This is a genomic window from Shewanella sp. H8, from assembly GCF_040285065.1.
GTDB lineage: Bacteria > Pseudomonadota > Gammaproteobacteria > Enterobacterales > Shewanellaceae > Shewanella > Shewanella polaris.
In genome coordinates this window covers 645,924-670,946 of record NZ_CP157213.1, presented here as the reverse complement: position 1 = coordinate 670,946, position 25,023 = coordinate 645,924, and the positions used below count along the sequence as shown (strand labels likewise).

Genomic DNA, 25,023 nt, shown 5'->3' with positions numbered 1-25,023 from the left:
AATCGGTTTTTCTTAATAGGTGCATAATTTAAACGCAGACTTTGCTATATCAAAAAGTGATGTCACTTTTGCCAGTAAATTAAGCTAATGATTTAAACTAATGATTTAAACTAATGGTTTAAACTAATGGTTTAAAATAATGATTTAAAATAATAAGTTAAGCTATTAACGTACTGAACAGTGAATACAACTCGCTAAATTACGCTATGCTATTATGTTAAAAGTATCTTTTTTATAAAGGAATTAAATTGTTAGCTAATGTCAGATTAAAATATCGATTCAATGTACGCTTTGTTATTGCCATCATGGTGTCGATAATGACTATCTCTGGCTGTAATCAAGCAGTGAATATAAAAAAACCTGATAATATTGAGCCACTGGTTCATGAGACACTTATTGACGGCGTATTGTCTAACGATGCCAGTATGGCGATCACATTAAGCAGAAGCCGGATATTATCCGTGTGGGATGTAACAACAAGCCAATTGTTACACCAATGGTCTGACGAAGACTTTGATGAAACCAATTATCTATTGGCATTATCAGGTAACAAACAATACCTTGCGACTGCTGGTAAACATAAAATATCTATTTTCAACCTTGAAACGGGCAAATTAGATATACGATGGCCCGCTCAGGGGTTTAATCCTGATGCCAGTATTTCGAGCCTTTTTCTGAGTCGAACAGGCAGCACTATTTTAGTGGGTATGAATGATGGCTCAATTACTGTGATCCAAAGAAGCAGTATGACAATGTCATTGTTTAAACAACACAGTGCAGCCGTTAATCATGTTGAGCTATCTAATTTTGAACAACAGGTATTATCAACAGGACTTGATGGTGATGTACATATATGGGCAGCTTATAGCGGTGAGTTAATCAATAGCTTTTCTCGTCCGCAACAGATTACTAGCGTGAGTTTTGATGAAGCTAATCGCCGTTTGTTTATTGCCGATGCACTCGACAATAATGTCATTATCGATACCCAAACAACACAACCAGTGAGCCAACTTGATTACCTTGAACGCTATCGCTATTTTCGGCAGGCGTTATTTATCAATAATGGCAACAACTTAATTACTGCTACGTCAAAACAACGTGTTATCTATTGGGATGCCTCATCGGGAAAAGAACTCTCTCATTGGGATATCACGGCATACACAGCTGGAACAACAGTGTTTTCAATGGTGTTACAGCCTAATGGTAAGTTATTAACTCTCAGTTCAGACGGCGCGCTTGAGACTTGGAGCTTATAATCTAACCTCCGCTAAGATAATCAATATTTATCAAGCTGTCCTTTAGCCCGTTTGATCTGGTGCAGTGATATCATTAGCATCGTAAAATAGTCAATTTTATGTGTGAGCTCAAAGATCTGTTCATATATCAATCTAAGATAAATATTAATCTTGCATGTGTAAATTAAATTAAGTATAAATGGCATATGCCACAAACGAGGTGTAACATGGCTAGACCCAAAATCCCCCGAACCATATGTGGTCAAGCAGCCAACATCTGTTTCAAACCCAATGGCATTCCGATGACTCAATTAGAGCAGGTCCCCCTTGCTGAAGATGAAATTGAAGCTATGCGCTTAGTTGATGTGCTCGGAATGCAGCAGCAAGATGCCGCTAAGTCAATGGGCATATCCCGTCAAACGTTGGCTAACTTGGTTAAAGGAGCTCGGTATAAGGTGGTTGATAGTTTAATCAATGGCAAAGCCTTGATGACCAAAAATATCAACTGAAGATAATACACTGGTAACACGTATTGACGTGTTTAGGTAAATCTAATGCAAGCAGTATTGAAAAACTCTGGTCTCAAAATAACCATTCAACGATGTAAATTACTTGAGTATTTGACTCAAGTTGATGAGCAGCATTTAACGGTAGAAAATATCTATCAAGGGTTAAATGCACAAGGGGAGACCATTGGCCTCAATACTGTGTACCGCATTATGGCGCATTTTGAGCAAGCGGGACTGGTTGTACGAAGACTTTTTGAGTCTGAGAGTGCTATATATGAACTCAACAATAAGCCGCGTCATGACCATTTAATTTGCTTAACCTGTGGTAAGTTGATTGAATTTATTGATCCCCTGATTGATCTCCGCTTAGGCTTGGCGGCAGAACATCACGGCATGAGTATCCACCACCACAGTCTCAATATGTATGGTCATTGTTTCGAATGCCAGCAAATACTTGAGAACCAATCTGTTAAATATAAAAGCCAGGTAAGTAATAAGTCTTCTAAATAGTCGTTATGTTTATATTACATTTTATTGGAGAAAATCATGACTAAAATAGTCATTATTGGTGGTGTTGCCGGTGGAGCATCTGCAGCAGCAAGAGCAAGACGTGTATCAGAAACTGCTGAAATCATTATGCTAGAAAGAGGCGAATTTGTTTCATTTGCCAACTGTGGTTTGCCTTACCATATTAGTGGTGAAATTGAATCTCGTGACGCACTGTTATTGCAAACACCAGAAAGCTTTAAATCTCGTTTTAATGTTGATGTTCGTGTATTCAATGAAGTCATTGCAATCGACAGACAAACTAAGCAACTCAGTATACGTAACCTTATGACCAATGAAACGTATCAAGAGTCATACGACAAGCTATTACTAAGCCCAGGGGCATCACCCATTAAGCCTCCTATTAGCGGCATCAATAACCATTTTGTGTATAGCCTACGCAATATTCCTGATATGGATAAAATACTGTCTAATCTTATGTTGCATAAGCCTAAACATGCCACAGTTGTGGGCGGTGGGTTTATTGGTTTAGAGATGGTAGAAGCGCTGCGCCATATAGGGTTGGAAGTAACTTTGCTCGAACTCGCGGATCAAGTGATGGGGCCTGTTGATATTGAAATGGCCAACATGCTACATCAAAAGCTGGTCGATAACGGGGTCGATTTACGCTTAAAAACAGGCTTAACCGCAGTTAATGAGTGCCCAATTCCACTGACTGATGCAGATAATACCGATGATTATGATAAACCAGTGATAGCACATAACCATTTAGAACTTGCATTGAGTGACAACAATACCTTAGGAACAGATCTGGTTATCCTCGCTATTGGTGTAAAACCAGAAACCAGCTTGGCATCAAAGTGTGGCTTAGAATTAGGTAAGCTTGGCGGCATTCGTGTTGATGCGCGGATGCAAACCTCTGACCCAGATATTTTTGCTGTTGGTGATGCGATTGAAACCGCGGATTTCGTTACCGGTAATCCCACACTAATCCCACTTGCTGGACCGGCTAACCGTCAAGGACGCTTAGCGGCAGATAACATGCTCGGCGGTGATAAGGTATATAGAGCAACCCAAGGCACGGCTATCTGTAAATTGTTTGATATGGCCATAGCGTCAACGGGATTAAATGAAAAAAGCTTACTAAGACAAAGTATCCCGTTTGAAAAAATCTATGTACACACTGCAAGCCATGCCAGCTATTATCCTGGTGCTCACCCTATTACTTTAAAGTTGTTATTCTGCCCCAAAACAGGCCGAATTTTAGGTGCACAGGCAGCTGGCATTGATGGTGTCGACAAACGTATTGACGTATTAGCCGTGGCACAACGCGCAGGGATGACGGTATATGATTTAGCCGATCTTGAGCTCACTTATGCGCCACCGTTTGGATCTGCACGAGATGTAGTCAATCAAGCCGGTATGGTCGCCGCGAATGTATTATTAGGTGATGAAGTCATTTGTCACACTCAAGATTTACATAACTTAACCGCGCAACAAATCATTGTCGATGTGCGTAACCCAGGCGAATTAACCGCTGCGGGGGCAATTGATGGCGCAATAAACATTCCATTGCCAGAACTTCGAGATAGACTGGATGAACTCCCTAAAGACAAAGAATTATTGGTATTCTGTCAAGTGGGTTTGCGCGGCCATGTAGCTTATCGCATGCTAGTCCAACATGGTTTTAAAGTACGCAACCTCACTGGTGGTTATAAAACTTACCAAATGGTTAATGCGCGCTTTTAATCAGTCATTGACGCTAAAAGAATAAGACCATCAAGCGCTCTTATTCAGTAAGTTATAAAACAAAAAACCAGCCCGCGGGCTGGTTTTGGTTTTATTAATGTCGGCGACTCAATAACAAATAGCCGGCAAATGCATTTACGCTTGTGGGCGCATTGCTGGGAATAAAATCACGTCGCGGATAGTATGGGTATTAGTGAATAGCATCACTAAACGATCGATACCAATACCTTGGCCTGCTGTTGGTGGTAAACCGTGTTCAAGTGCAGTGATGTAGTCTGCATCGTAAAACATAGCTTCATCATCGCCAGCATCTTTTGCATCAACTTGCGCTTTAAAGCGTCGGTCTTGATCTTCAGCATCGTTAAGCTCGCTAAAGCCATTAGCAACTTCGCGGCCACCGATAAAGAACTCAAAACGATCGGTAATGAAATCATTATTATCGTTACGGCGCGCCAAAGGCGAAATATCTGCAGGATAACCAGTAATAAAGGTTGGCTGCATCAATTGAGTCTCGGCGGTTTCACCAAATATTTCTTCCAGCAGCTGACCACAAGTCCAGAATTTTTCTAGCTTGATGCCTAGGCTCGATGCTAAATCGCGCATAAACTCTAGATCTTTAACTTGCTCGTAGGTCATAGCTTGAATGGTCGCGTTGTCAGGATTGTATTTCTGAATCGCTTCTAACATGCTTAAACGAGCATAAGGACCACCAAAATCTACGGTGTGCTCGCCGTATGGCATTTGGGCACTGCCTAATAGATCAATGGCAATTGAACTGAGCATTTCTTCAGTTAAATCCATAAGATCGTTGTAATCAGCATACGCCATATAGAATTCCATCATGGTGAATTCTGGGTTATGACGTGGTGATAAACCTTCGTTACGGAAATTACGGTTAATTTCGAACACTCGCTCAAAACCACCGACAACTAAACGCTTTAAATATAATTCGGGTGCAATACGCAAGTACATAGCCATGTCTAACGCATTATGATGAGTCACAAACGGACGTGCTGAAGCACCACCAGGAATAACGTGCATCATTGGGGTTTCAACCTCCATGAACTCTTTTTTCATCATGAAGTTACGAATAGCAGAAACCACTTTAGAACGCATAATGAATGCGTTGCGAGAATCTTCATTGACAATCAAATCAACATAACGCTGACGGTAACGCGTTTCTTGGTCAGTTAAACCGTGGAATTTTTCAGGTAACGGACGCAATGCTTTGGTCAGTAACTCATATTCTTCCATGTTAACGTACAAGTCGCCTTTACCAGATAAATGCAGCTGACCTTTAACACCAATGATGTCACCGATATCTAAACCTTGATAACGCTCTTTTAAATCGCCTTGTACTGGCTTACCAGCATAAGCTTGAATACGACCAGACACATCTTGAATCACCAAAAACGGACCACGCTTAGCCATAACACGGCCAGCAATGCTGGTTTGAAAAGCTAATTCTTCTAATGCTTCTTTGGTCTGCTCACCATATTGTGCCTGAAGTTCAGCCGCTTTATGGCTGCGATGCCATGTATTTGGGTGAGCATTAGCAGGACAGGTGGTGCGCATGAAGTCTAATTTTGCGCGACGCTCAGCAATCAGTTTGTTTTCATCTTGTACGTGTTCAGTCATGTTATATTCTCGCTTTTACCTACCCTCATTACATGGCAGGAAGTATTAATTTTAATTAAAGTCCTGATTTTAGGCTGGCTTCAATAAACTTATCTAAATCACCATCCAGCACAGTTTGAGTGTTACGGTTCTCAACCCCTGTACGTAAATCTTTGATACGGGCGTCGTCTAATACGTATGAACGAATTTGACTGCCCCAACCGATGTCTGATTTTGCATCTTCAGCGGCTTGCTTGTCGGCATTTTGCTTATGCATTTCTAACTCGTATAACTTGGCTTTTAATTGCTTAAAAGCAGAGTCACGGTTTTTGTGTTGCGAGCGATCGTTTTGACATTGCACCACTGTATTAGTCGGTAAATGCGTAATACGTATCGCAGAATCTGTTTTGTTGACGTGCTGACCACCCGCGCCTGATGCACGGTAAGTGTCGATACGTAAATCCGATGGATTAATATCAATTTCAATATCGTCATCAATTTCTGGGTAAACGAAAACCGAACAAAAAGAAGTATGACGTTTACCTGATGAATCAAATGGCGATTTACGAACTAAGCGATGCACTCCAGTCTCAGTTCGCATCCAACCAAAAGCATATTCGCCAGTAAACTTAATCGTAGCGCCTTTAATGCCGGCTACATCACCATCGGTCACTTCCATTAACTCTGGGCTATAACCATGTGCGTCACCCCAGCGTAAATACATCCGCAGAACCATATTGGCCCAATCTTGTGCTTCGGTGCCGCCTGAACCAGATTGAATATCAAGATAACAGTTTGAAGCGTCACTTTTACCAGAAAACATGCGACGGAATTCTAAATCGGCCAAACGAGAGTCTAAGCTTTCAAGCTCTGTAGCGGCATCATTAAACGTTTCTTCGTCATCCTCTTCGATTGCCAGTTCTAGCAATCCTTCGATGTCTTCAAGACCCGTGTCCATATCATCAATAGTTTTAACAACGGCTTCTAATGCGGCGCGCTCTTTACCCAAGGCTTGAGCACGTTCAGGCTCATTCCACACTTCAGGGCTTTCTAGCTCTCGATTGACTTCTTCGAGACGCTCACTTTTGGCAGCGTAGTCAAAGATACCCCCGAAGTAACTCAGTACGTTCAGCGAGCTCTTTGATTTTGAATTTTACTGGATTAACTTCAAACATGAATATTCAACTTATATTTAGCAGTTAACAAAAGGTGCAACGGCGTATTTTACCCCATGACAGGTACTAAACCTAGACCAGAAGAGCGATTATTAACAAACTAATGCTCAAGGATATTGCACTTATCTCGATTGCGGATAAAACATAAAAAATGAACCCTCAGCGGGTTCATTTTTTATGCAGCACTTACAACGGAAATCAATTTTAAATTTTAAACTGCCCAACCAGCTCAGACAGCGTCTGACCTTCATTCGCCACCGTTTTACTCATACCAGAAGCATCTTGGCTAGCTGTTAATAACATATTCACAATTTCTTGTACTGAATTAATATTACGATTAATTTCTTCAGTTACTGAGCTTTGCTCTGTTGCTGCGGTAGCAATTTGAGTACTCATGTCATTAATACTGGTTACTGATGAGGTTACAGCACCTAAACTCTCAGAAATCGCCCTTGAGGACTCAACCGAACTTAAACAACTGGTTTGGCTTTCGGCCATGGTTTGTACAGCCTTAGTCACGAGCTTATGCAATTCGGCCAGCATTTCGTTAATTTCAACCGTACTGGTTTGAGTGCGACTGGCCAAGTTTCTTACTTCATCGGCAACTACTGCAAACCCTCGGCCTTGTTCGCCCGCTCGTGCAGCTTCAATCGCTGCGTTAAGCGCCAATAAGTTGGTTTGTTCAGCAATGCCACCTATCACACCAAGTACGGTATTAATTTTTGTAGATTGCTCACTTAATGACTTAACATCTGCGGCTGCATTGTCGATTTGCTCCATTAAGTGAGACACTTCAGTTAATGAGGTATCGACACAATTTTGTGCTTTCGCGACGTTGTCTGAGGCCGCATGGGTGGCTTCTGCTACCATATTCGTGTTGTGGGCCACATCATTGGCTGTCGCAGACATTTCTGTGATTGCAGTGACAATTTGATCAACTTCATTATTATGATGATTGAGTTGCTCGGACATCGACATTGTTTGACCACTGATACTTTGAGCGGCATGTTTAACTCTGTCTGTTGCGCCAGCCACATCACCAATAATATGTTGTAATTTATCGACAAACAGATTAAATGCACTGCCTAATTGGCCAATCTCATCTTCACTGGCAACATCTAAACGCTTGGTTAAATCCCCTTCACCTTTAGCAATATCATTAAGTGAAGTCGCCATATTTTTAATTGGCACCACCATTTTATGCGCCATCAACACCACGGCAAAGGCCGTCACACCAGCAAGCCCTAAAGCAATTAATAAAAATAAAAATGCTTTCTGGTTCATCTCTTCAGTTTTATAAACTTCGTAAGCAGCAATAGACTCTTCAATGTCATCAATATAAGCGCCCGAACCTAACATCCAGTTAGTGTTCGGTATCATTACTGCAAAACCCAGTTTTTTAATAAGTTGGTCGCTTCCTGGTTTTTTATAATAATACGAGAAATTACCTGTGCCCGCTTTAGCCGCATCTAACAATCCAACAATAATTTTAGTACCATTGGAATCGGCCATGTCAATTTTATTTTGGCCTTCAAGTTCAGGCATGGTGGCATGAAATATATTTAGGCCAGTATCATCATAAATATAAAAATACCCAGCAGTACCAAAGCGTAAGTCTCTTAAGGCATTATTGACATCACCCTCATCACCTAAAGCCATTTGATATTCAACAACGCCTTGGGCAACCTGAACAGTTTCTTTAAGTTGATTTTCACGCTCTGAAATTAATTCACTGCGAAAGTTTTCAATATCTTTAGTTAAAGATGCGCTTTCATTCACATAAAAAATACTCAACAACACAGTAAGAATTAATAACAGCGGAATTAATGATAGTCCGAGTAGCTTATTACGCAGTGAAGATCCCAGCATAGTGATTAGCCTTAAATAGATAAATGGTTGGTGATATCATCGTCTATTATATTATCGCCTACCTATTATAAAACGTTACATTTTTTGCAATACTTTGATGAAAAAAAGTGAAAGGTGTCTCAAAAAATCAATATATGAGCTGTATTACACTATTGTTAAACCACTTCCTACGATCGCAAATCCTATCACTACCCAAACAAGGCTTGGTTTGAATATTTTTAATATACTAAAACCAATAACAACCATAGCCATGTCTATCGGTTTGACCACCGCACTGGTAAACACCGGTTGGTAAAGTGCCGTAAGCAATAGTCCGACAACAGCTGCGTTCACACCTGCCAAGGCTCCGGCTATTGCAGGATGTTGACTGATTGAATGCCAACTTTTTAGGCCTACTAGCATCAGTAAAAAACCGGGGAGAAAAATAGCCAATGTTGCCACTAGCGCACCTAATATGGGTGATTCCAACCATAAGTCAGCGCCTAAAAAAGTGGCTAACGTAAACATAGGTCCAGGTATGGCTTGCGCCAAAGCGTATCCGGTTAGGAAACGGTCTGGGGTCATATAGTCACCCACACTGGTTTCTAGCAATGGCAGTACCACATGACCGCCACCAAATACTAAACTACCCACTTGATAAAATTTTGCAAAAATCTGCCCCAGGCTATCGGGTTGATTAATGAAATAAAACGATGTAGCTAATCCAATAATAAATAATGTTAACCAGGCATAATTGAGTTCTATTTTTGGTGTGTCTGGCGTGATACTCTCGCCTCGAGTCATCAACACAACCCCAACAACGCCAGCCACTAGCAACACTACTATTTGCATTAATAATGAAGGCATTAATAAAGTTGCAACAGCGGTGGCAGCCATTAATGCTTTGGTTGTTTTACGCTGGCAAAACTGACCAAACATTGACAAGGTCGCATCGGCGACAACCACAACAGCCAGTAGTTTGAGACCGTGAATAGCGCCCTCAACGGCTGTTAAATCTAACCATTGGGCACTAGTCACCGCAAATAAAAACATCAGTAAAAAAGACGGTAAAGTAAACCCTAAAAAGGCCGCTAACCCACCCAATAAACCACCACGATGATAGCCAATGGCAAAACCAACCTGACTTGAGCCCGGGCCAGGCATAAACTGGCTTAAAGCGACAAAACTGGAATATTGTTTACTGTCTAGCCATTGCAATTCATCAACAAATGCTTTTCTAAAGTAACCAATATGTGCCGCAGGGCCGCCAAAACTAATTAACCCTAGCGCTAAAAAACGACTGAATATTTGCCACATAGTTCTGATACCTTTTTATGTTGATAAACAATACTATGACATTAAGATGACACTTTTATGATTGCATATCTTTAGAGCATGTCTTTAGGAAATAGCGAACAATCACATAAGCTATTTGTCATCCTGAGAGGGAGGGAACAAGCATAAATTAGCTTGGTGAACGACCATTTGGGCTGGTGTAAAATGCAGTGCTCGCTTAATACTGGCGCTAACCATTGCTAATAGGTAAGTAGCAATAAAATAGGTTAACGGTTGTTACTTTAGACTTACTGATTCAAGCTAAGGTAGTTGAGTATTACAGCATGAGACCATCGTCGCTCAATATAATCACATTTCACAACTACTCGCCTCTCCAGAATTAAGTGCAGTAAAAGCTTGATCACACAGTTGCTTTAGTTGTTGTAAGTCTTCAATACTACCACCCACTTTACAACGCATTTGCTCTGGAATAGTTAAGGCTTGCTGATATAACTGTTGGCCTTGCACCGTGACATGTAACACACGCACACGTTCATCCAACTCACTGCGTCCACGGGTGACTAACGCTTTATTCTCTAAACGTTTTAGTAATGGGGTTAACGTGCCAGAATCTAAATGTAATTTATCCCCTAAGGTTTTAACACTTATGCCTGGCTCTTTCCAAAGCACCATCATCACTAGATATTGTGGGTAAGTCAGCGACAGCTCATCTAACAATGGTCGATATGCGCGGATCATCGCATTAGCGGCACTGTACAATGAAAAACACACCTGGTTTTCAAGTGCTAGCGGATTTTGTGCCGCAGGTAACTGAGATTCAGTAAACGCTTTACTAGACATGACTTTACTCCACTAACCAATAATATTGATTAATGATAACATTGGTTGTGCACAACTTATAATCAAAAATGCAATAAGCCATTTGTTAATAATGCATCAAGCTTTTCGATGCCCGACCGATATAACATTACTATTCAATTTATATTAAGGTTAACTATGTCCATTAGTATTAATTCACCGTCTTCAATGCCTACAACGATTGATTCAGGAAATAGTTTAATGGTTGCTGTTATCTCTAAAAATCAGCAAGAAATTGAAGGGGAAATGGCTTTGCAACTAATGGAAGCAGCACAATTACCTGTGCCGCAACCTATTGACAACAGCGGCCATAATATCAATACCACGGCATAAATGCTTTATACCGTGATCAAAACCCTAGCCAATAATAACTATCGTATCCTAGGATAAAATCTATTCATCATACAATACATCAACAGATACACACCCGCTTATAATGAACATCTGATTAATAACGAAGCCATTTTAAGGCTTCATCTTGGTCTTCAAAATATTTAATTTCACCCGAAATAAACCAGCTACCTATTTTAGCCGACCACTCAAGCCAGTTTTTACGCCCCCAAATAGCCACTCTTTCAAACTCAGATTTATGTTTTAATCCAAGCTTCAAATCATCCCAAGCGGCATGTAAATCCCAGCCATCTAATTCTGTGGCATCAAAGAACAAACTCACTTTAGGTTGTGCTATTTGGTTCAGTGCTCCTTCTAACATGGGCGTAATGACAAGATAATCTTCGTGGGTTAATGTGCCAACGGCTTTCAATGTAACAAAAAACACATTTTCAATTCGGTTTATGCCTATTGATAAACCATGTCTCTTAATATCCATAACGTGACTCCACTATTATATTTTACATAATCAAATGTAGGGGAAAATTAGAAACGGTCATGTAGATATTTTAAGCGTTTACGGGAGAAAATGTGTGGAGGACTGCACAAAAATGGTGTGAGTTGTGACGCTTTACCTGAGATTGATTGTTTAATGCTTTACGCATATAAGAGTTTAGCGCGAAAACTAAGAATATAAAAACCGATGTTGCCGCTATCGTTAAATAACCAAGGCTAATAGCATCGGATTATGTACGTGGATTGGCTCAACAAACATCAGGACATCTGCGAACAGTATCATGTAACTATGTACCCTAAAGTGCAATGTTATCTTCTGAATCCTTAACCCTTCGGCCAACATCTTTAGACAGTTGTGAAAAAATGGCCGCGGCTAACATCGCCATAATGCCAACAGTGACAAAAGTCAGTTGAAAAGCTTGCAGAACGGTCGTCATATCATCACTGCCAACTTCTGCACTGAAACCGCCTAGCAGAGCACCAGCACACGCAACACCGAGACTTAATGATAACTGTCCCACCACAGACAACAGGCTATTGCCGCTACTGGCATTCACATCGTCTAAATCAATAAGCGTCACGGCATTCATTGCCGTAAACTGTAATGAGTTAATTGCACCAAGAATCGCCAACATGCACAACAACAACCAGTATGGCGTTTGTTCACCTACCAGCCCCATACTTGCAAGCATCAATCCCAGCGCCAAAGTATTAATCGTTAGCACCAAGCGATAACCAAACCATTCGATAATAGGTCGAGCCAGCGACTTAGCGATCATCGCTGCTGCGGCTAATGGCAACATGCTCATCCCAGCTTGAGAAGGTGAATAACCTAGCGCAACTTGCAATAATAAAGGCACTAGGAATGGCAATGCGCCACTGCCCAAGCGCGCAAAAAGATTACCAAAAATACCGATAGAAAATGTTCTTGTCTTAAATAATGAAGGCGCAAATAACGGATTATTTATTCGACCGGCTCGTAGCCAATATGCTATCAAACACGCCATGCCGCCAAATAACAACAACATCACCCGTAAGTGCGGCAGGTCCAGTTCCCCTAACCCTTCCATGGCAATGGTAATCAACAACATTGCACTGCCAAATAACAAAAAACCTAGACTATCAAAACGCGATTTTTCTTTGCCGCGTAAATCGGGAATAAACTTCCACACGGCATAGCAACCGACCACGCCGACAGGGAGATTGATCAAAAAGATCCAATGCCATGTCAGGTATTGCACCATCCAACCGCCCAGAGTAGGGCCGAGCAAAGGACCCAGTAAACCGGGAATGGTAATAAATCCCATGATCCGTACTAATTCCGAGCGTGGATATGCCCGCAGCACCACCAGTCTTCCAACAGGCAACATCAAAGCACCACCTAACCCTTGCACAACCCGAGCGCCAATCAGCATGTCTAATGAATTGGACAATGCACAAAGCAGAGATCCTAAACTGAACAATAAAATCGCACCAAAGAAGATTTTTTTGGTGCCAAAGCGATCAGCAATCCAGCCTGAAGCAGGGATTAACAAAGCAACCGTTAACATGTAAGCGATAATGACGCCTTGCATACGCAAAGGATCTTCGCTTAAATCGTTGGCCATCGCTGGTAACGCGGTGTTCAGAATCGTTCCATCAAGTGACTGCATAAAAAAAGCAATCGCGACAACCCAAGGCAATCCTCGGGCGGCATCACTATCAAGAACTCGACTATCGGGCATTAAACCTCCTTTACCACATCAGCGTTGCCACACCGAGTAGTATAAAAATCACAGCACAGGTTCGATGAATAAGCTTCATGGGTAATTTATTTGCACTAAAACTTCCAGCCAATACAACTGGGACATTGGCAATCAGCATACCTAATGTAGTGCCAATGACAACCCATGTCAGTGCTTGATATTTTGCCGCTAAGACTACCGTCGCAATTTGAGTTTTATCACCCATTTCAGCAATAAAAAACAATATAAACGTTGCAACAAAAGCACCGAGTTTATAGAAGCGATTATCATCATCATCCATTTTATCGGGTATAAGGACCCATAACGCAATAGCAAAAAATGAACCCGCCACCAAATAGGTTGCCAATTGTGGGTCAATCCAGGCAATTGCCCACTGACCTAACCATGCCGCAAGAAAATGATTTAATAATGTAGCGAGTAAAATACCTGAGATAATAGCGGTTTTATTGTGAAATCTGACCGCTAGTAATAATGCTAATAATTGAGTTTTGTCGCCAATTTCAGCGATGGCAACAGTAAGAGTTGAGGCGAGTAAAGCTTCCAATGTGATATTCCTAGGGGTAAATGACAACTAAGCACAAACCACCACATACCCCTTAATGCAGTTACTGTGCTTAGGTCTTGCATGGCAAATCAATTAGTATCAATGATTTGCTGTAAGTACCATGGCATTTGGCCAAGTATGTTGACACTTACTCCTAATCACATCTTGTCGACGTGCTAGGTTAGCTACTCCCCTAAAACAAGCGGCATTATAACTTATGAAAAGATTTAATCAACGCTCACAATGCTGAAGCTATTCTGCGGTACTGATGTAATGCTACGCTATTGCATAAGTCGGGTATAAAACAGTTAAGTATAATGTTATGTAATTGTTTATAAACACGGCTGTTAGCCTTTAACAATCAAAGATCCTTGCCTGCTCATCCCCCCTTCTGCTAATGTCCGACACAAATAAAATAATAATTAGACAGGACGTTTTCTGTGAATTTTAAAACTTTAGGCTCTATTTCAATCGTCGCTGGCACGGCAATTGGCGGAGGTATGCTCGCGCTACCATTAGCAACTGCAGCCTTGGGAATGATCCCCGCATTAATTTTATTAGTGATTATTTGGGCCTTATCGGCTTACACCTCGTTATTAATGTTAGAAATTAATCTTCACAGCGGTGTCGGCGATAACGTCCACGCCATTACCGGTAAAACCTTGGGTAACATCGGCCAGCTAATCCAAGGCGGTTCCTTTCTCAGTTTATTGTTTGCCTTAACCATGGTGTATCTGATGGGAGGCTCATCGCTATTAGAAACCCGCTTAGCCCCCATCGGTATTAATATGAGCAACCAAGTGGCGGTAATATTATTTACGGTTATTTTTGGTGGATTAATTGCCATTGGCGTGAAATGGATTGATAAAGTTTCACGGATTTTATTCACCTCTATGGTGGTGTTACTGGTTATTGTAGTGGCATTTTTATTACCAGACGTTAACGTAATCAGCGCACTAAACAATTACTCAACCGATGTTGCTTCCGGTACTGCTCTGCAACAATTATGGTTAGCGGCCATCCCGGTGGTATTCACCTCATTTGGTTTCCATGTGTGTATTGCAACCATTGTGCGCTACCTAAATGGCGATGCAGTGGCGCTCAGAAAAGTATTATTGATTGGCTCAACCATTCCACTAGTTTGCTACATTCTATGGTTATTAGTGACATTAGGGTCTTTAGGCGGAGAAACTGTGCATAGTTTTGGTGGTTCACTACCTAAACTCGTGACGGCTTTACAGGGCTTAGCCGAGTCACATATTATCAGCCAAGCAATTGATTTATTTGCTAACCTTGCGTTAATTACCTCATTTTTAGGCGTCACCATGAGCTTATTCGATTATGTTGCTGAACTCACTCGAGCCAAAGATGATGTTGCTGGGCGGGCTAAAACATGGTTAATTACCTTTATCCCCCCGCTATTATGTGCGTTGTATTATCCAGACGGATTTTTCAAAGTGCTTGGTTTTGCAGCTATTCCATTGGTAGTCATGATTATTTATTTACCGATTGCAATGGCACTAAAGCAACGCTCAAAACAGCTTGGAGGATATGAGGTGTCTGGTGGTAACTTGGGACTTATTATTGCAGGCTTACTCGGCACATTGATTGTTGTCGCTCAGTTGATGGTGGCGTTGACCTAAATCATATATATCATTAATGGATTTGTAAGCGAGTTTTGCAAACGCTATTAAGATGATTAAACATTTGTTAAAGTCAGGCTTAGCCTGACTTTTTTGTTTCTGTGACTTCATCATTTTGATTCATATAATGAGACAAACTGGCACAATATTTATGACAAGCTCCCTCTTAAAATGGAATTCTATAATGAAAAAATGGTTATTAACTGTCGCAATAGCAGCCAGTTTTGGCGCTGCAGCAGATGAAGGTATGTGGCAGCCACATCAACTTCCCGCAATGGCGGATGAACTCAAAGCAAAAGGCTTAGAAATAAGCGCTGATTCAATTTCTAAATTAACCGAATTTCCAATGAATGCAGTGATTAGCTTAGGGGGTTGCACCGCTTCATTTGTGTCTCCTAAAGGCTTAGTGGTAACTAACCATCACTGTGCTTACGGCTCAATTCAGTACAACTCAACACCCGAAAAAAACTTGCTTAAAGACGGTTTCTTAGCAAAAACATACGCTGAAGAATTACCTGCAACACCGGGCTCACGTATTTTTGTGACCGAAGCTGTGACTAATGTTACCGACAAGGTTAAAGCAAACCAAATGGATAAAGTAGGTAATGACTTTTATAAAGGCATTGAACTACAAGAGAAATCCTTAGTTGCAGAATGTGAAAAACAAGATGGCTATCGCTGCCAAGTTTATAGTTTTCATGGCGGCCTAGAGTATTATCTGGTTAAGCAGTTAGAAATTCGCGATGTACGTTTAGCCTATAACCCAGCAGCAAGCGTGGGGAAATACGGCGGCGATATCGATAACTGGATGTGGCCCCGCCATACCGGTGACTTCTCTTTTTATCGTGCTTATGTATCCAAAGATGGTAAGCCAGCAGATTTTAGTAAAGACAATGTCCCTTACGAGCCAAAAAGCTTTTTAAAAGTATCGGCTAAAGGTGTCAGTGATGGCGACTTCGTTATGGTTGCCGGTTATCCTGGCCGCACTAACCGTTACCGCACTGCAGATGAAGTTAAAAATCAATTTGAATGGGCTTATCCAGAAGGAAAAGTACTGCGCGAACGTATGATTGACATCATCAAAGAAACGGCTCCAGAAGGTACTGATGAACGCATAAAATACGAAAGCCTTATTGCTGGCTTAGCTAACTATGCAAAAAACTTCACTTCTATGATCGAATTTTATGGTAAATCGACCATGTTGGCTGATCGCAATAAAATTGAGAGTGATTTAACTGCATGGATTAATAAAGATAAAAAACGTCAGCAACAATATGGCGAAACCTTGGCGACATTAGAAAAACTCGTCGCTAAGAGCCAGCAAAATCAACAACGTGATATCTTATTAGGTTATATCGGTTACACCACTATGGTGACAACCGCACGTGACCTGTACCGTTTAGCCAATGAAAAAAACTTAGCAGATATGGATCGTGAACCGGGATATCAAGACCGCGACATGACTAACTTTACCTCAAGCATGGAGCGTATTGATCGCCGTTATGCCGCCAGCGTTGATAAGGCCATTTTAGCTGACTTACTAACACGCTATGCAGCATTACCTGCAGCACAACGTATAGCGTCTTTAGATAAAGCCTTTGGTATTAGCAACAAGTTTGATGCAAAAGCACTGGCTAAAACATTAGACAAGATGTACGCCAATACGACACTTAATGATCAAGCGACACGTTTAGCATGGATGAACAAATCTGTTGCAGACTTTAAAGCCTCTAACGATCCGTTTATTCAATTTGCTGTTAATACTTACGCGTCAGATATGGCATTAGAAAAAGCACAGAAGCAACTTACTGGCGACCTAATGAAAGTACGCCCACAATATATGGACGCCATCATTGCTTATAATCGCGAGCTAGGAAAGCCTGTTTATGCTGATGCAAACTCAAGCTTGCGTGTGACTGTCGGTAACGTTAAGGGGTATTCACCACAGGATGGTTTAGTGGCGGTGCCTTTTACCCGTTTAGAAGGCATTTTAGCTAAAGACACGGGCGTTGATCCATTTGATGCGCCAGCTAAAGAACTTGAGCTGATTAAGCAAAAGCAATATGGCGATTACTATGTCAAAGCCGTTGATTCAGTACCGGTTAACTTCTTATCAACTTTAGACACTACTGGCGGTAATTCTGGTTCACCAACCTTAAACGGTCGTGCTGAATTAGTCGGCTTACTGTTTGATGGTGTATATGAAAGTATCATCGGTGACTGGGGATATGATCCACAAACTAACCGTTCAATTCAAGTTGATAGCCGTTATATGCTATGGGTAATGCAGTATTTAGACAATGCTGACAACTTATTAGCTGAAATGGACATTGTTAAATAACGCTTATTTTAACTAGCTGTTTAAATTAATAGCTTATGTGAACAAATGGGTTAACTATCTTGTTCACTCATATTAAGACTCAATAACTCTGCGGCCGTCACTGGCCGCATTGTTTTTTCTGCCAAATCATCAAGACACACATCCATCAACTGAGTGCGCAATAAATCAATCACTTTATAGCCCAGCACCTGACACATACGGCGTATTTGTCGATTAAGCCCTTGAGTTAATATAATCTCAAACTTGTCTTCGTCCATCGCTAGACTTAATGGCCGAATATCACAAGGCCTAGTGTGTACATCACCATAATGAACGCCTTGTGCCATCATCAATAAAAAATTAGCACTAATCGGTTTATCGACTTGGACCACATAAGTTTTTGGGTGATTAAAATCAGGATGCATTAACCTTTGAGTTAATTGACCATCATTGGTGAGTAACAACAATCCACGAGAATCTTTATCTAAACGACCAGCAGGATAAAGCCTTGGTGACTCAGGCAATACATGTAACAGACTACATGGGTCATCCGCTAATAAGCGGCAATCAATACCAACAGGTTTATGATACAACCAATATTGTTTATCTTGCACAGGCAAAATCGGTTTACCGTCTACTAAAACCGTTACGGTTTCAGCGAGGTTTATTCGGTCGGTATGTTTAGCTAATTGATGATTAACACTGACTCGACCACTATCAATAAGTCGCGCGGCTTGGCGTCTTGAGGCCACATCACACACAGCCAAATAATGACTTAATCGCATCAAGGTCATAGACAATACCCAAGTAAGAATAGACAGAAATTAATGGGATTGGAGCAATTGATAATTGTTAATTTGTTGCGTTTTAATGGTAGTCCGCAGACTTAAACCAAGGCAAATACACCATAAAATATTTGCCTGTGTTAATGACCACATCGCTGGTGACACAATACAATACTGGGGGAAATCGACTGAGCAAGCGGTAAAATCCAGTAGTTCCCAATTAAACCGCGTTAACAATAATAATCCACTACACAACGAAATAATGGTTAGGGTTAGCATTCGCTTGGTCATCGTACAGCCCGGTTTGAAATAGTCCACAAAGCAAACACAGTGCAACAAAATAGCGCTAAATAAATAAAGGGTAGACACCTTACGATGCAAATCTAAAAAGTTAATCGGAAATACCCCCATTAACACAATACTAATGCCTACTACACCACCAATAATCGCAAGATAACGGCTCAATAAATCAGGATATGTATTAAACAGCGCCACCATGGCCAGTAAGAAACATGATCCCCCCGCTAATAATGATAAATTAAATACCACTGCAAAAGACGAGTTCATATAGTTGCCAAGGGTATCGGGACGGATCATAAGCATATCTAAATTTATGCTGTCCGCTTGTACAACAAGCGCACTTCCCACTCCCAAAGAGCAGATCACTGCGGCTGCCAATGACATAAATACAATCACTAGATGTAAATCATAATTACGGACTCTATTTGTCACTGGTCGATACTTAGTCAAAAATGGGATGTGAATATTAACGCGGAAAACAAAAAAGTAAAAGCCAATAACCAAAACAACACTGCGCAATAATAACGCTATCCAAAAACCACAATGCCCAATCATGAATGACAGGGCATTGAGGTAATAGACTATGATTCAAATATCACTCATTAACTTTATTCGTTTCAACGTAAAAGTGAATAAGTTATTTACGCTTCGTCACATAAGCGTTACACACGTTTTCGAAAGATTACAATGGTCACAGCCGTTACGGCTAAAATCATACAGTACCACGCATTTGACACTGCGGTTAACGGGCTAATGGTAAACACAGATGCGATTAATAATGCTTGGGCACCGTGTGGAATTAGTCCTTGAATAATACAAGCAAAAATATCAAGAATACTCGCAGCTCGTTTTGGTGGTACACCGTGTTTTTCGGCTAATTCTTTGGCGATATCACCCGTGACCACTATCGAGACAGTATTGTTAGCCACACAGGTATTGGTCGCGGCAACAATGGCTGCCATACCTAGCTCCGCAGCACGGGTTGATGCTTCACCATTGGCTTTTGAAAAACGTTTAATTAAACGCTCTATCTGGTTACTCACAAAAGTTAACCCACCTTGTTGCTGCATTAATGCCGCTAAACCGCCCACTAACATCGATAGAATAAAAATCTCCTGCATATTAGTAAAGCCGGTATAAATGTCATTACCAAATTGAATAAAGCTATAGTTAGAACTCAGCACACCGGTCATTCCTGCGAGCACTATCCCTAATGACAACACCACAAATACATTTAACCCTGCCACTGCTAAAACCAAAATGGTTAAATACGGTAAGACTTTTAGTATTTCAATATCCTGAGCAACAATATCTGCATGCCCTTGACCTGCAAACGAGAAAGCAATCAAAGTCATGATCGATGCCGGAATCGCAAACACTAAGTTTTCACGGAACTTATCTTTCATTTCACAACCTTGAGTACGGGTTGCCGCAATCGTAGTATCAGAAATAATCGATAAATTATCGCCAAATAACGCGCCAGACATTACCGCTCCGGCCATTAATGCGTAGTCAATTTGCGCTTGGTCAGCCACACCTAACGCCACAGGCGCAACCGCGGCTATAGTGCCCATTGAGGTACCCATTGAGGTTGCGATAAAAGCGGCTATCACAAAAAAGCCAGGCAACAATAAATTAGATGGAATAAATGACAAACCAAGGGCGACTGTGGCATCAACACCACCAGTGGCCTTAGCCACTGCAGCAAATGCGCCCGCCAATAAGTAAATTAAACACATGGCAATAATATTGCTGTGGCCAATACCTTCAATAAAGGTTTCTATCGCATTATTGATGTGCTGTTTGGACAACAATATAGCCAGCACAATAGCAGGTAAAATAGCAATCACACTGGGCAATTGATAAAACGCATAATCAACATTCTGGCTTTGAAAATATAAGCCAGCGCCAATAAATAATCCTAAAAACAAAAATAATGGCAACAATGCCACAAACGATGCAGGGCTGTTTACTGCAGTCGGAACCGGTGAAGTAGCTTTGGTCAAAGTGATCTCTCTTTATCTTATCGAATAGGGATTGTCGGATGGAAAAAGCGAGTACAACTCAATCTCGATCATCGGTGGTTATCTAACAATGCATTGAGCATAGCCAAATATTGCAGTTACATCATAACAATTTGTGCCAAGAATAAGAGAACTCTTCACCACTGTCAACACGGACGTCTAGACTTCTTTGCTTCCGGAGTGGTTTTTATTCTAAAACTTGAAAACTGCTACAAACAGTTTACATAAGTATCGACTTAACGCCATTTTTACAGCTAAAAATTGATTTGTATTAATATTAATCCATGGCCGATTTGCTATTGTAATAAGTGTTCACCGATCCCTCTCATGACCCTAAATCATTAAGCTTTTTTTGATAATGATAAGCTCAATTGTTACTCGAGGTGAAATATGAAACATAAACCCGACAGGATCAGTGCGATGAAACAACTCATTGCCCAAGCCAAACAGGCCTTTCCTTTAGACTCACCAGATATCTTTCGATGTGGGTCCGGTAACAGTTGCGTGGGTTGTCCTAAAAAATTATTGGACTTGATCGATTCGGAACTCAGCTATTGGGAAGCGGCTATCGCACAAGGTGTGATCCCCTCTTTAGGTGACATCAGTCATTTTGGTAAATTATGCAAAAATGTCAGTCGAGGATTAGCACGCAATAATATCCAGCTAAATTCATTTCATTAGTGGTATAAAAAAGCCCACACAAGTTGGGCTTAAGAATATGAAAAAAATGACGTTACTCGTCAGCATCACCTAACGACAACAAGGTAGCATTGCCACCAATAGCAGTAATGTTATTCGTGCGCGTTTTTTCGGTCACAAAACGAGTTAAATAATGTGGACCACCCGCTTTAGGTCCCGTACCTGATAACCCTTGACCACCAAATGGCTGTACGCCAACCACTGCACCAATTTGATTTCGATTAATATACACGTTACCCACATTTACTTTATCAGCAAGCGACAACGCATGCCCTTCATTACGGCTATGAATACCTAAGGTTAAACCGAATCCAGTACTATTGATTTCATCAATGACGTTACCTAAGTCAGCCGCTTTATAACGGATAACATGCAGAATAGGCCCAAAGTGTTCTTTTTCTAGCATTTTTATCGAATTGATCTCTACCGCTGTTGGTGCGACAAAATGCCCCTTTTCAGTGCCCGCAGGTAACTCAAGCTTATTGATGAGTTTACCGACTTGGCAGATATGATCGATATGTGCATTTAAATTCGCTTTTGCAGTGGCATCAATTACAGGGCCTACATCGGTTTTAACCGAACTAGGATTGCCTATCACTAATTGCTCCATAGCACCTTTCATGACTTCAATCACTCGATCTGCTATATCTTCTTGTAAGAACAATACTCGCAGTGCCGAACAACGTTGGCCAGCGCTAGTAAACGATGAAGAAACCACATCGTTTACCACTTGTTCTGGTTGTGATGTTGAATCAACCACCATGGCATTTTGACCACCGGTTTCCGCGATTAATGGAATAATTGCGCCATCACGGTTTGCCAAAGTGCGATTAATCAATTTAGCGGTACCGGTCGAGCCAGTAAAGCACACACCACCAATACGTTCATCAGCGGTGATTACAGAACCAACAACAGCACCAGTGCCGGGTAAAAACTGTAATACATCGGTAGGAATACCGGCTTCATGTGCCAGTTGCACTGCACGATAACCCACTAAACAAGTTTGCTCTGCAGGCTTTGCAATAACGGTATTACCTGCAGCAAGTGCTGCTGAAACTTGACCGAGGAAAATCGCTAATGGGAAGTTCCATGGACTAATACACACAAAAATGCCGCGCCCTTGTAAAAACAACTCGTTTAACTCGCCTGTTGGGCCAGGAAGCAATTCTGGTTGAGCCATCATTTTCTTAGCTTGTACGGCATAATAGCGACAAAAATCTACCGCTTCACGCACTTCATCAATACCGTCTTGAATACTTTTACCCGCTTCTCGAGTACATAACACAATCAGCTCTTCACTATTTTCTTCCAATAAATCAGCTAATTTCTGTAGTGTATTAGCACGAGTCTCAACAGGTGTGCGTGCCCAACCACCAAAAGCCGCATCTGCGCCGGCAATGGCTTGTTCAATAGCGTTTGCATCTGCAAAAGCCACTTTGCCTACTGTTAATGACGTATCGTATGGACTAACAACGGTTTGCACTTCACCCGTTAAGGTTTTACCGTTTACTAATGGACCCGCTGTCCACTGGGTATTACTAAATTTGTCTAATGCTGCAAAAAATGGCTCTGATTCAGAAATAATGTTCATGTTTAGTCCTTTAGAGTTCTTACGTTCTGCACCAAAAATATCAGCAGGTTGAGCAATTTGATGGTTAGCTAACGATTTATAACCGAGTAGCGTCACTAATGGGTGAATGACCAAACTGTCTATTGGCGTATTAGGGTCCACCAGTTTATGCACAAATGAGGTATTAGCACCGTTTTCAAGTAAGCGACGGACCAAATACGGCAGTAAATCTTTATGAGCACCAATGGGGGCATAAATACGCACCGCTTTAGCACCGCTTTCAGCAAGCATGGTGTCGTAAAGCTCTTGACCCATACCATGCAAACGTTGGAATTCGTATAACCTGTCGCCGGCCATAGCATCTATACTGGCGACGGTCTGAGCATTATGGGTGGCAAATTGAGGGTAAATAGCGCCACGAGTAGCATCAGACAGCAAATAACGTGCACAAGCCAAGTAAGACACATCAGTGCCCGCTTTGCGGGTATAAAGTGGGTAACCGGCTTCGCCAGCTTGTTGTGCCCATTTAAGCTCGCTGTCCCAGTAAGCGCCTTTTACTAAGCGCAGTGGAATTTCATCACCTTGGTCTTTTGCAAGACGCGTCAACCAACACAACACCGGTAAACAACGCTTAGAATAAGCTTGCACCACAATGCCTAATAAGCCCCAGCCCTTAGCGGCTTCTGACTGATAAAGTTGCTTAAATAATTTCAGTGATAACTCAAGACGATCGACTTCTTCTGCATCGATGGAAATGCCGATATTGAGTTCACGCGCTTGTACAATCAACTTAATAACAGTGCCGTACAATTCGCTTAGTACGCGGTCCTCGTTAGCAACTTCATAACGAGGATGTAGTGCAGATAACTTGATTGAAATAGTCGGTCTTGGCGAATCAGAGTCATCATATTGCTGGGCACCAATATCACGAATAGCTTCGCTGTAATCCATAAAGTATTTTTGCGCATCGTTGGCGGTTAATGCAGCTTCACCTAACATGTCATAGCTGTGGGTATAACCTAGCTTGCGTTTAGCGTCGCTATTTTTAAGCCCTTCTTTAACATCGCGCCCTAACACAAACTGTTTACCCATAATCTTCATGGCCGCAAGCATCGCTTGTCGGATCATAGGTTCGCCGATGCGATTAACCAGACGTTTAAGTAAGTTGCTTGGCGTACCGTCAACGTTACGATCTAATTTTACAATTCGACCTGTTAACATTAATCCCCATGTCGAGGCATTAACCAGAAGTGAACCACTATGATTAAGATGTTCATCCCATTTAGCACCAGACAGCTTATCTTGAATGAGCGCATCCGCGGTTTCAGCATCAGGAATACGCAGCAAGGCTTCAGCCAAGCACATTAAAATAATGCCTTCTTTCGTTTCTAAGCTGTATTGCTGCAAAAATGCATCAATACCCACCATAAGACCTTTTTTTTCAAACTGACGAACTTTGCTTACAAGCTCATGGGCACGACGAGTCACTTGTTCAATATCTTGTTCTGACGAAGGCACAAGTTTAATTAATTCAGATAGGTATTGTTCTTCATCGACAATATAGTTGTTGGTCACTGCAGTAAACAGTTCTTCAAGAGTGGCATTGTCATAGCGACCGCCCAGTACTTCACTCGCTTTGAACATAGTATTCGCTTCCATCTAGGTCAGGTTAGGGATGGTATGTATCGATGTTTAATGGACACTGTATTCACGAATATTTTATTTTGTATACAATGTACGATCTGATTTTCGG

The 25,023-nt window shown here is 41.4% G+C and carries 20 protein-coding genes and 1 riboswitch; of the genes, 8 read left to right on the top strand and 12 right to left on the bottom strand.

Features of this window, described 5'->3' with window-relative positions; all coding sequences use genetic code 11:
* The first annotated feature begins 248 nt into the window (after nt 1–248).
* From ABIS04_RS02865 to ABIS04_RS02850, 4 genes are all read left to right on the top strand, one after another.
* A complete protein-coding gene (locus ABIS04_RS02865) occupies nt 249–1,256 on the top strand; it encodes a WD40 repeat domain-containing protein (RefSeq protein WP_350432534.1) in 1,008 nt (335 codons plus the stop codon).
* 206 nt (nt 1,257–1,462) lie between these two features.
* Nucleotides 1,463–1,744, top strand: a complete 282-nt coding sequence (locus ABIS04_RS02860; RefSeq protein WP_137223065.1) for a DUF134 domain-containing protein — start codon at nt 1,463–1,465, stop codon at nt 1,742–1,744.
* A gap of 45 nt (nt 1,745–1,789) precedes the next feature.
* On the top strand, nt 1,790–2,254 hold the full coding sequence (locus tag ABIS04_RS02855; RefSeq protein WP_350432533.1) for a transcriptional repressor: 465 nt from the start codon (nt 1,790–1,792) through the stop codon (nt 2,252–2,254).
* Between the two features lie 36 nt (nt 2,255–2,290).
* Nucleotides 2,291–4,000, top strand: coding sequence for an FAD-dependent oxidoreductase (locus ABIS04_RS02850; RefSeq protein ID WP_350432532.1), 1,710 nt, complete (start codon nt 2,291–2,293; stop codon nt 3,998–4,000).
* Between the two features lie 135 nt (nt 4,001–4,135).
* Here the strand turns inward: ABIS04_RS02850 and lysS are convergent, their stop codons facing one another.
* From lysS to ABIS04_RS02825, 5 genes are all read right to left on the bottom strand, one after another.
* The gene (lysS, locus tag ABIS04_RS02845) at nt 4,136–5,638 is read right to left on the bottom strand and encodes a lysine--tRNA ligase (protein WP_140233277.1); all 1,503 of its coding nucleotides are present in this window, start codon (nt 5,636–5,638) and stop codon (nt 4,136–4,138) included.
* A 55-nt stretch (nt 5,639–5,693) separates the two neighbouring features.
* Nucleotides 5,694–6,792, bottom strand: a protein-coding gene (gene prfB, locus ABIS04_RS02840) for a peptide chain release factor 2 (RefSeq protein ID WP_175405833.1) whose coding sequence is annotated in 2 segments (ribosomal slippage) — nt 5,694–6,716 and nt 6,718–6,792 — 1,098 coding nt in all. Because the reading frame shifts where the segments join, the coding sequence is not laid out codon by codon here.
* A gap of 204 nt (nt 6,793–6,996) precedes the next feature.
* The gene (locus tag ABIS04_RS02835; protein WP_350432531.1) at nt 6,997–8,661 is read right to left on the bottom strand and encodes a methyl-accepting chemotaxis protein; all 1,665 of its coding nucleotides are present in this window, start codon (nt 8,659–8,661) and stop codon (nt 6,997–6,999) included.
* Nucleotides 8,662–8,805: 144 nt separating this feature from the next.
* Nucleotides 8,806–9,957 carry a chromate efflux transporter gene (gene chrA, locus ABIS04_RS02830; protein ID WP_350432530.1) on the bottom strand — a complete coding sequence of 384 codons (1,152 nt, stop codon included), beginning with the start codon at nt 9,955–9,957 and terminating at the stop codon, nt 8,806–8,808.
* A 327-nt stretch (nt 9,958–10,284) separates the two neighbouring features.
* On the bottom strand, nt 10,285–10,776 hold the full coding sequence (locus ABIS04_RS02825) for a MarR family winged helix-turn-helix transcriptional regulator (RefSeq protein WP_140233273.1): 492 nt from the start codon (nt 10,774–10,776) through the stop codon (nt 10,285–10,287).
* A 156-nt stretch (nt 10,777–10,932) separates the two neighbouring features.
* Between ABIS04_RS02825 and ABIS04_RS02820 the strand changes: the two genes are divergently transcribed.
* Nucleotides 10,933–11,127 (top strand): cytoplasmic protein, encoded by a 195-nt coding sequence (locus tag ABIS04_RS02820; RefSeq protein WP_350432529.1) that lies wholly within the window; start codon nt 10,933–10,935, stop codon nt 11,125–11,127.
* Nucleotides 11,128–11,242: 115 nt separating this feature from the next.
* Here the strand turns inward: ABIS04_RS02820 and ABIS04_RS02815 are convergent, their stop codons facing one another.
* From ABIS04_RS02815 to ABIS04_RS02805, 3 genes are all read right to left on the bottom strand, one after another.
* On the bottom strand, nt 11,243–11,623 hold the full coding sequence (locus ABIS04_RS02815; protein WP_350432528.1) for an STAS/SEC14 domain-containing protein: 381 nt from the start codon (nt 11,621–11,623) through the stop codon (nt 11,243–11,245).
* Nucleotides 11,624–11,936: 313 nt separating this feature from the next.
* Nucleotides 11,937–13,364 (bottom strand): multidrug transporter subunit MdtD, encoded by a 1,428-nt coding sequence (mdtD, locus tag ABIS04_RS02810; RefSeq protein WP_350432527.1) that lies wholly within the window; start codon nt 13,362–13,364, stop codon nt 11,937–11,939.
* Nucleotides 13,365–13,374: 10 nt separating this feature from the next.
* The gene (locus tag ABIS04_RS02805; RefSeq protein ID WP_350432526.1) at nt 13,375–13,929 is read right to left on the bottom strand and encodes a TMEM165/GDT1 family protein; all 555 of its coding nucleotides are present in this window, start codon (nt 13,927–13,929) and stop codon (nt 13,375–13,377) included.
* An 83-nt stretch (nt 13,930–14,012) separates the two neighbouring features.
* Nucleotides 14,013–14,135: riboswitch (yybP-ykoY riboswitch) on the bottom strand.
* Between the two features lie 234 nt (nt 14,136–14,369).
* Between ABIS04_RS02805 and ABIS04_RS02800 the strand changes: the two genes are divergently transcribed.
* On the top strand, nt 14,370–15,572 hold the full coding sequence (locus tag ABIS04_RS02800) for an aromatic amino acid transport family protein (protein ID WP_350432525.1): 1,203 nt from the start codon (nt 14,370–14,372) through the stop codon (nt 15,570–15,572).
* Nucleotides 15,573–15,756: 184 nt separating this feature from the next.
* Nucleotides 15,757–17,913: a S46 family peptidase gene (locus ABIS04_RS02795; RefSeq protein WP_350432524.1), complete on the top strand. Its 2,157-nt coding sequence runs from the start codon at nt 15,757–15,759 to the stop codon at nt 17,911–17,913.
* Between the two features lie 50 nt (nt 17,914–17,963).
* On the opposite strand, the gene ABIS04_RS02790 is transcribed toward ABIS04_RS02795, so the two are convergent.
* From ABIS04_RS02790 to ABIS04_RS02780, 3 genes are all read right to left on the bottom strand, one after another.
* A complete protein-coding gene (locus tag ABIS04_RS02790) occupies nt 17,964–18,677 on the bottom strand; it encodes a 23S rRNA pseudouridine(2604) synthase RluF (protein WP_350433373.1) in 714 nt (237 codons plus the stop codon).
* Between the two features lie 39 nt (nt 18,678–18,716).
* Nucleotides 18,717–19,409: a hypothetical protein gene (locus ABIS04_RS02785; protein WP_350432523.1), complete on the bottom strand. Its 693-nt coding sequence runs from the start codon at nt 19,407–19,409 to the stop codon at nt 18,717–18,719.
* A 230-nt stretch (nt 19,410–19,639) separates the two neighbouring features.
* Nucleotides 19,640–20,983 (bottom strand): Na+/H+ antiporter NhaC family protein, encoded by a 1,344-nt coding sequence (locus tag ABIS04_RS02780; RefSeq protein WP_350432522.1) that lies wholly within the window; start codon nt 20,981–20,983, stop codon nt 19,640–19,642.
* 408 nt (nt 20,984–21,391) lie between these two features.
* Here ABIS04_RS02780 and ABIS04_RS02775 point away from each other — a divergent pair, with 408 nt between their 5' ends.
* Nucleotides 21,392–21,682 (top strand): hypothetical protein, encoded by a 291-nt coding sequence (locus tag ABIS04_RS02775; protein ID WP_350432521.1) that lies wholly within the window; start codon nt 21,392–21,394, stop codon nt 21,680–21,682.
* A gap of 52 nt (nt 21,683–21,734) precedes the next feature.
* On the opposite strand, the gene putA is transcribed toward ABIS04_RS02775, so the two are convergent.
* Nucleotides 21,735–24,929 carry a bifunctional proline dehydrogenase/L-glutamate gamma-semialdehyde dehydrogenase PutA gene (putA, locus tag ABIS04_RS02770; RefSeq protein WP_350432520.1) on the bottom strand — a complete coding sequence of 1,065 codons (3,195 nt, stop codon included), beginning with the start codon at nt 24,927–24,929 and terminating at the stop codon, nt 21,735–21,737.
* Between the last annotated feature and the right edge of the window lie 94 nt (nt 24,930–25,023).

Excerpts from the sequence above, each read along its gene's own strand:
- ABIS04_RS02835 (WP_350432531.1), bottom strand. The coding sequence starts at position 8,661 with ATGCTGGGATCTTCACTGCGTAATAAGCTACTCGGACTATCATTAATT.
- ABIS04_RS02855 (WP_350432533.1), top strand. The coding sequence starts at position 1,790 with ATGCAAGCAGTATTGAAAAACTCTGGTCTCAAAATAACCATTCAACGA.
- chrA (WP_350432530.1), bottom strand. The coding sequence starts at position 9,957 with ATGTGGCAAATATTCAGTCGTTTTTTAGCGCTAGGGTTAATTAGTTTT.
- ABIS04_RS02825 (WP_140233273.1), bottom strand. The coding sequence starts at position 10,776 with ATGTCTAGTAAAGCGTTTACTGAATCTCAGTTACCTGCGGCACAAAAT.
- ABIS04_RS02850 (WP_350432532.1), top strand. The coding sequence starts at position 2,291 with ATGACTAAAATAGTCATTATTGGTGGTGTTGCCGGTGGAGCATCTGCA.
- ABIS04_RS02790 (WP_350433373.1), bottom strand. The coding sequence starts at position 18,677 with ATGCGATTAAGTCATTATTTGGCTGTGTGTGATGTGGCCTCAAGACGC.
- mdtD (WP_350432527.1), bottom strand. The coding sequence starts at position 13,364 with ATGCCCGATAGTCGAGTTCTTGATAGTGATGCCGCCCGAGGATTGCCT.
- putA (WP_350432520.1), bottom strand. The coding sequence starts at position 24,929 with ATGGAAGCGAATACTATGTTCAAAGCGAGTGAAGTACTGGGCGGTCGC.
- ABIS04_RS02860 (WP_137223065.1), top strand. The coding sequence starts at position 1,463 with ATGGCTAGACCCAAAATCCCCCGAACCATATGTGGTCAAGCAGCCAAC.
- ABIS04_RS02815 (WP_350432528.1), bottom strand. The coding sequence starts at position 11,623 with ATGGATATTAAGAGACATGGTTTATCAATAGGCATAAACCGAATTGAA.
- ABIS04_RS02820 (WP_350432529.1), top strand. The coding sequence starts at position 10,933 with ATGTCCATTAGTATTAATTCACCGTCTTCAATGCCTACAACGATTGAT.
- ABIS04_RS02795 (WP_350432524.1), top strand. The coding sequence starts at position 15,757 with ATGAAAAAATGGTTATTAACTGTCGCAATAGCAGCCAGTTTTGGCGCT.
- ABIS04_RS02775 (WP_350432521.1), top strand. The coding sequence starts at position 21,392 with ATGAAACATAAACCCGACAGGATCAGTGCGATGAAACAACTCATTGCC.
- lysS (WP_140233277.1), bottom strand. The coding sequence starts at position 5,638 with ATGACTGAACACGTACAAGATGAAAACAAACTGATTGCTGAGCGTCGC.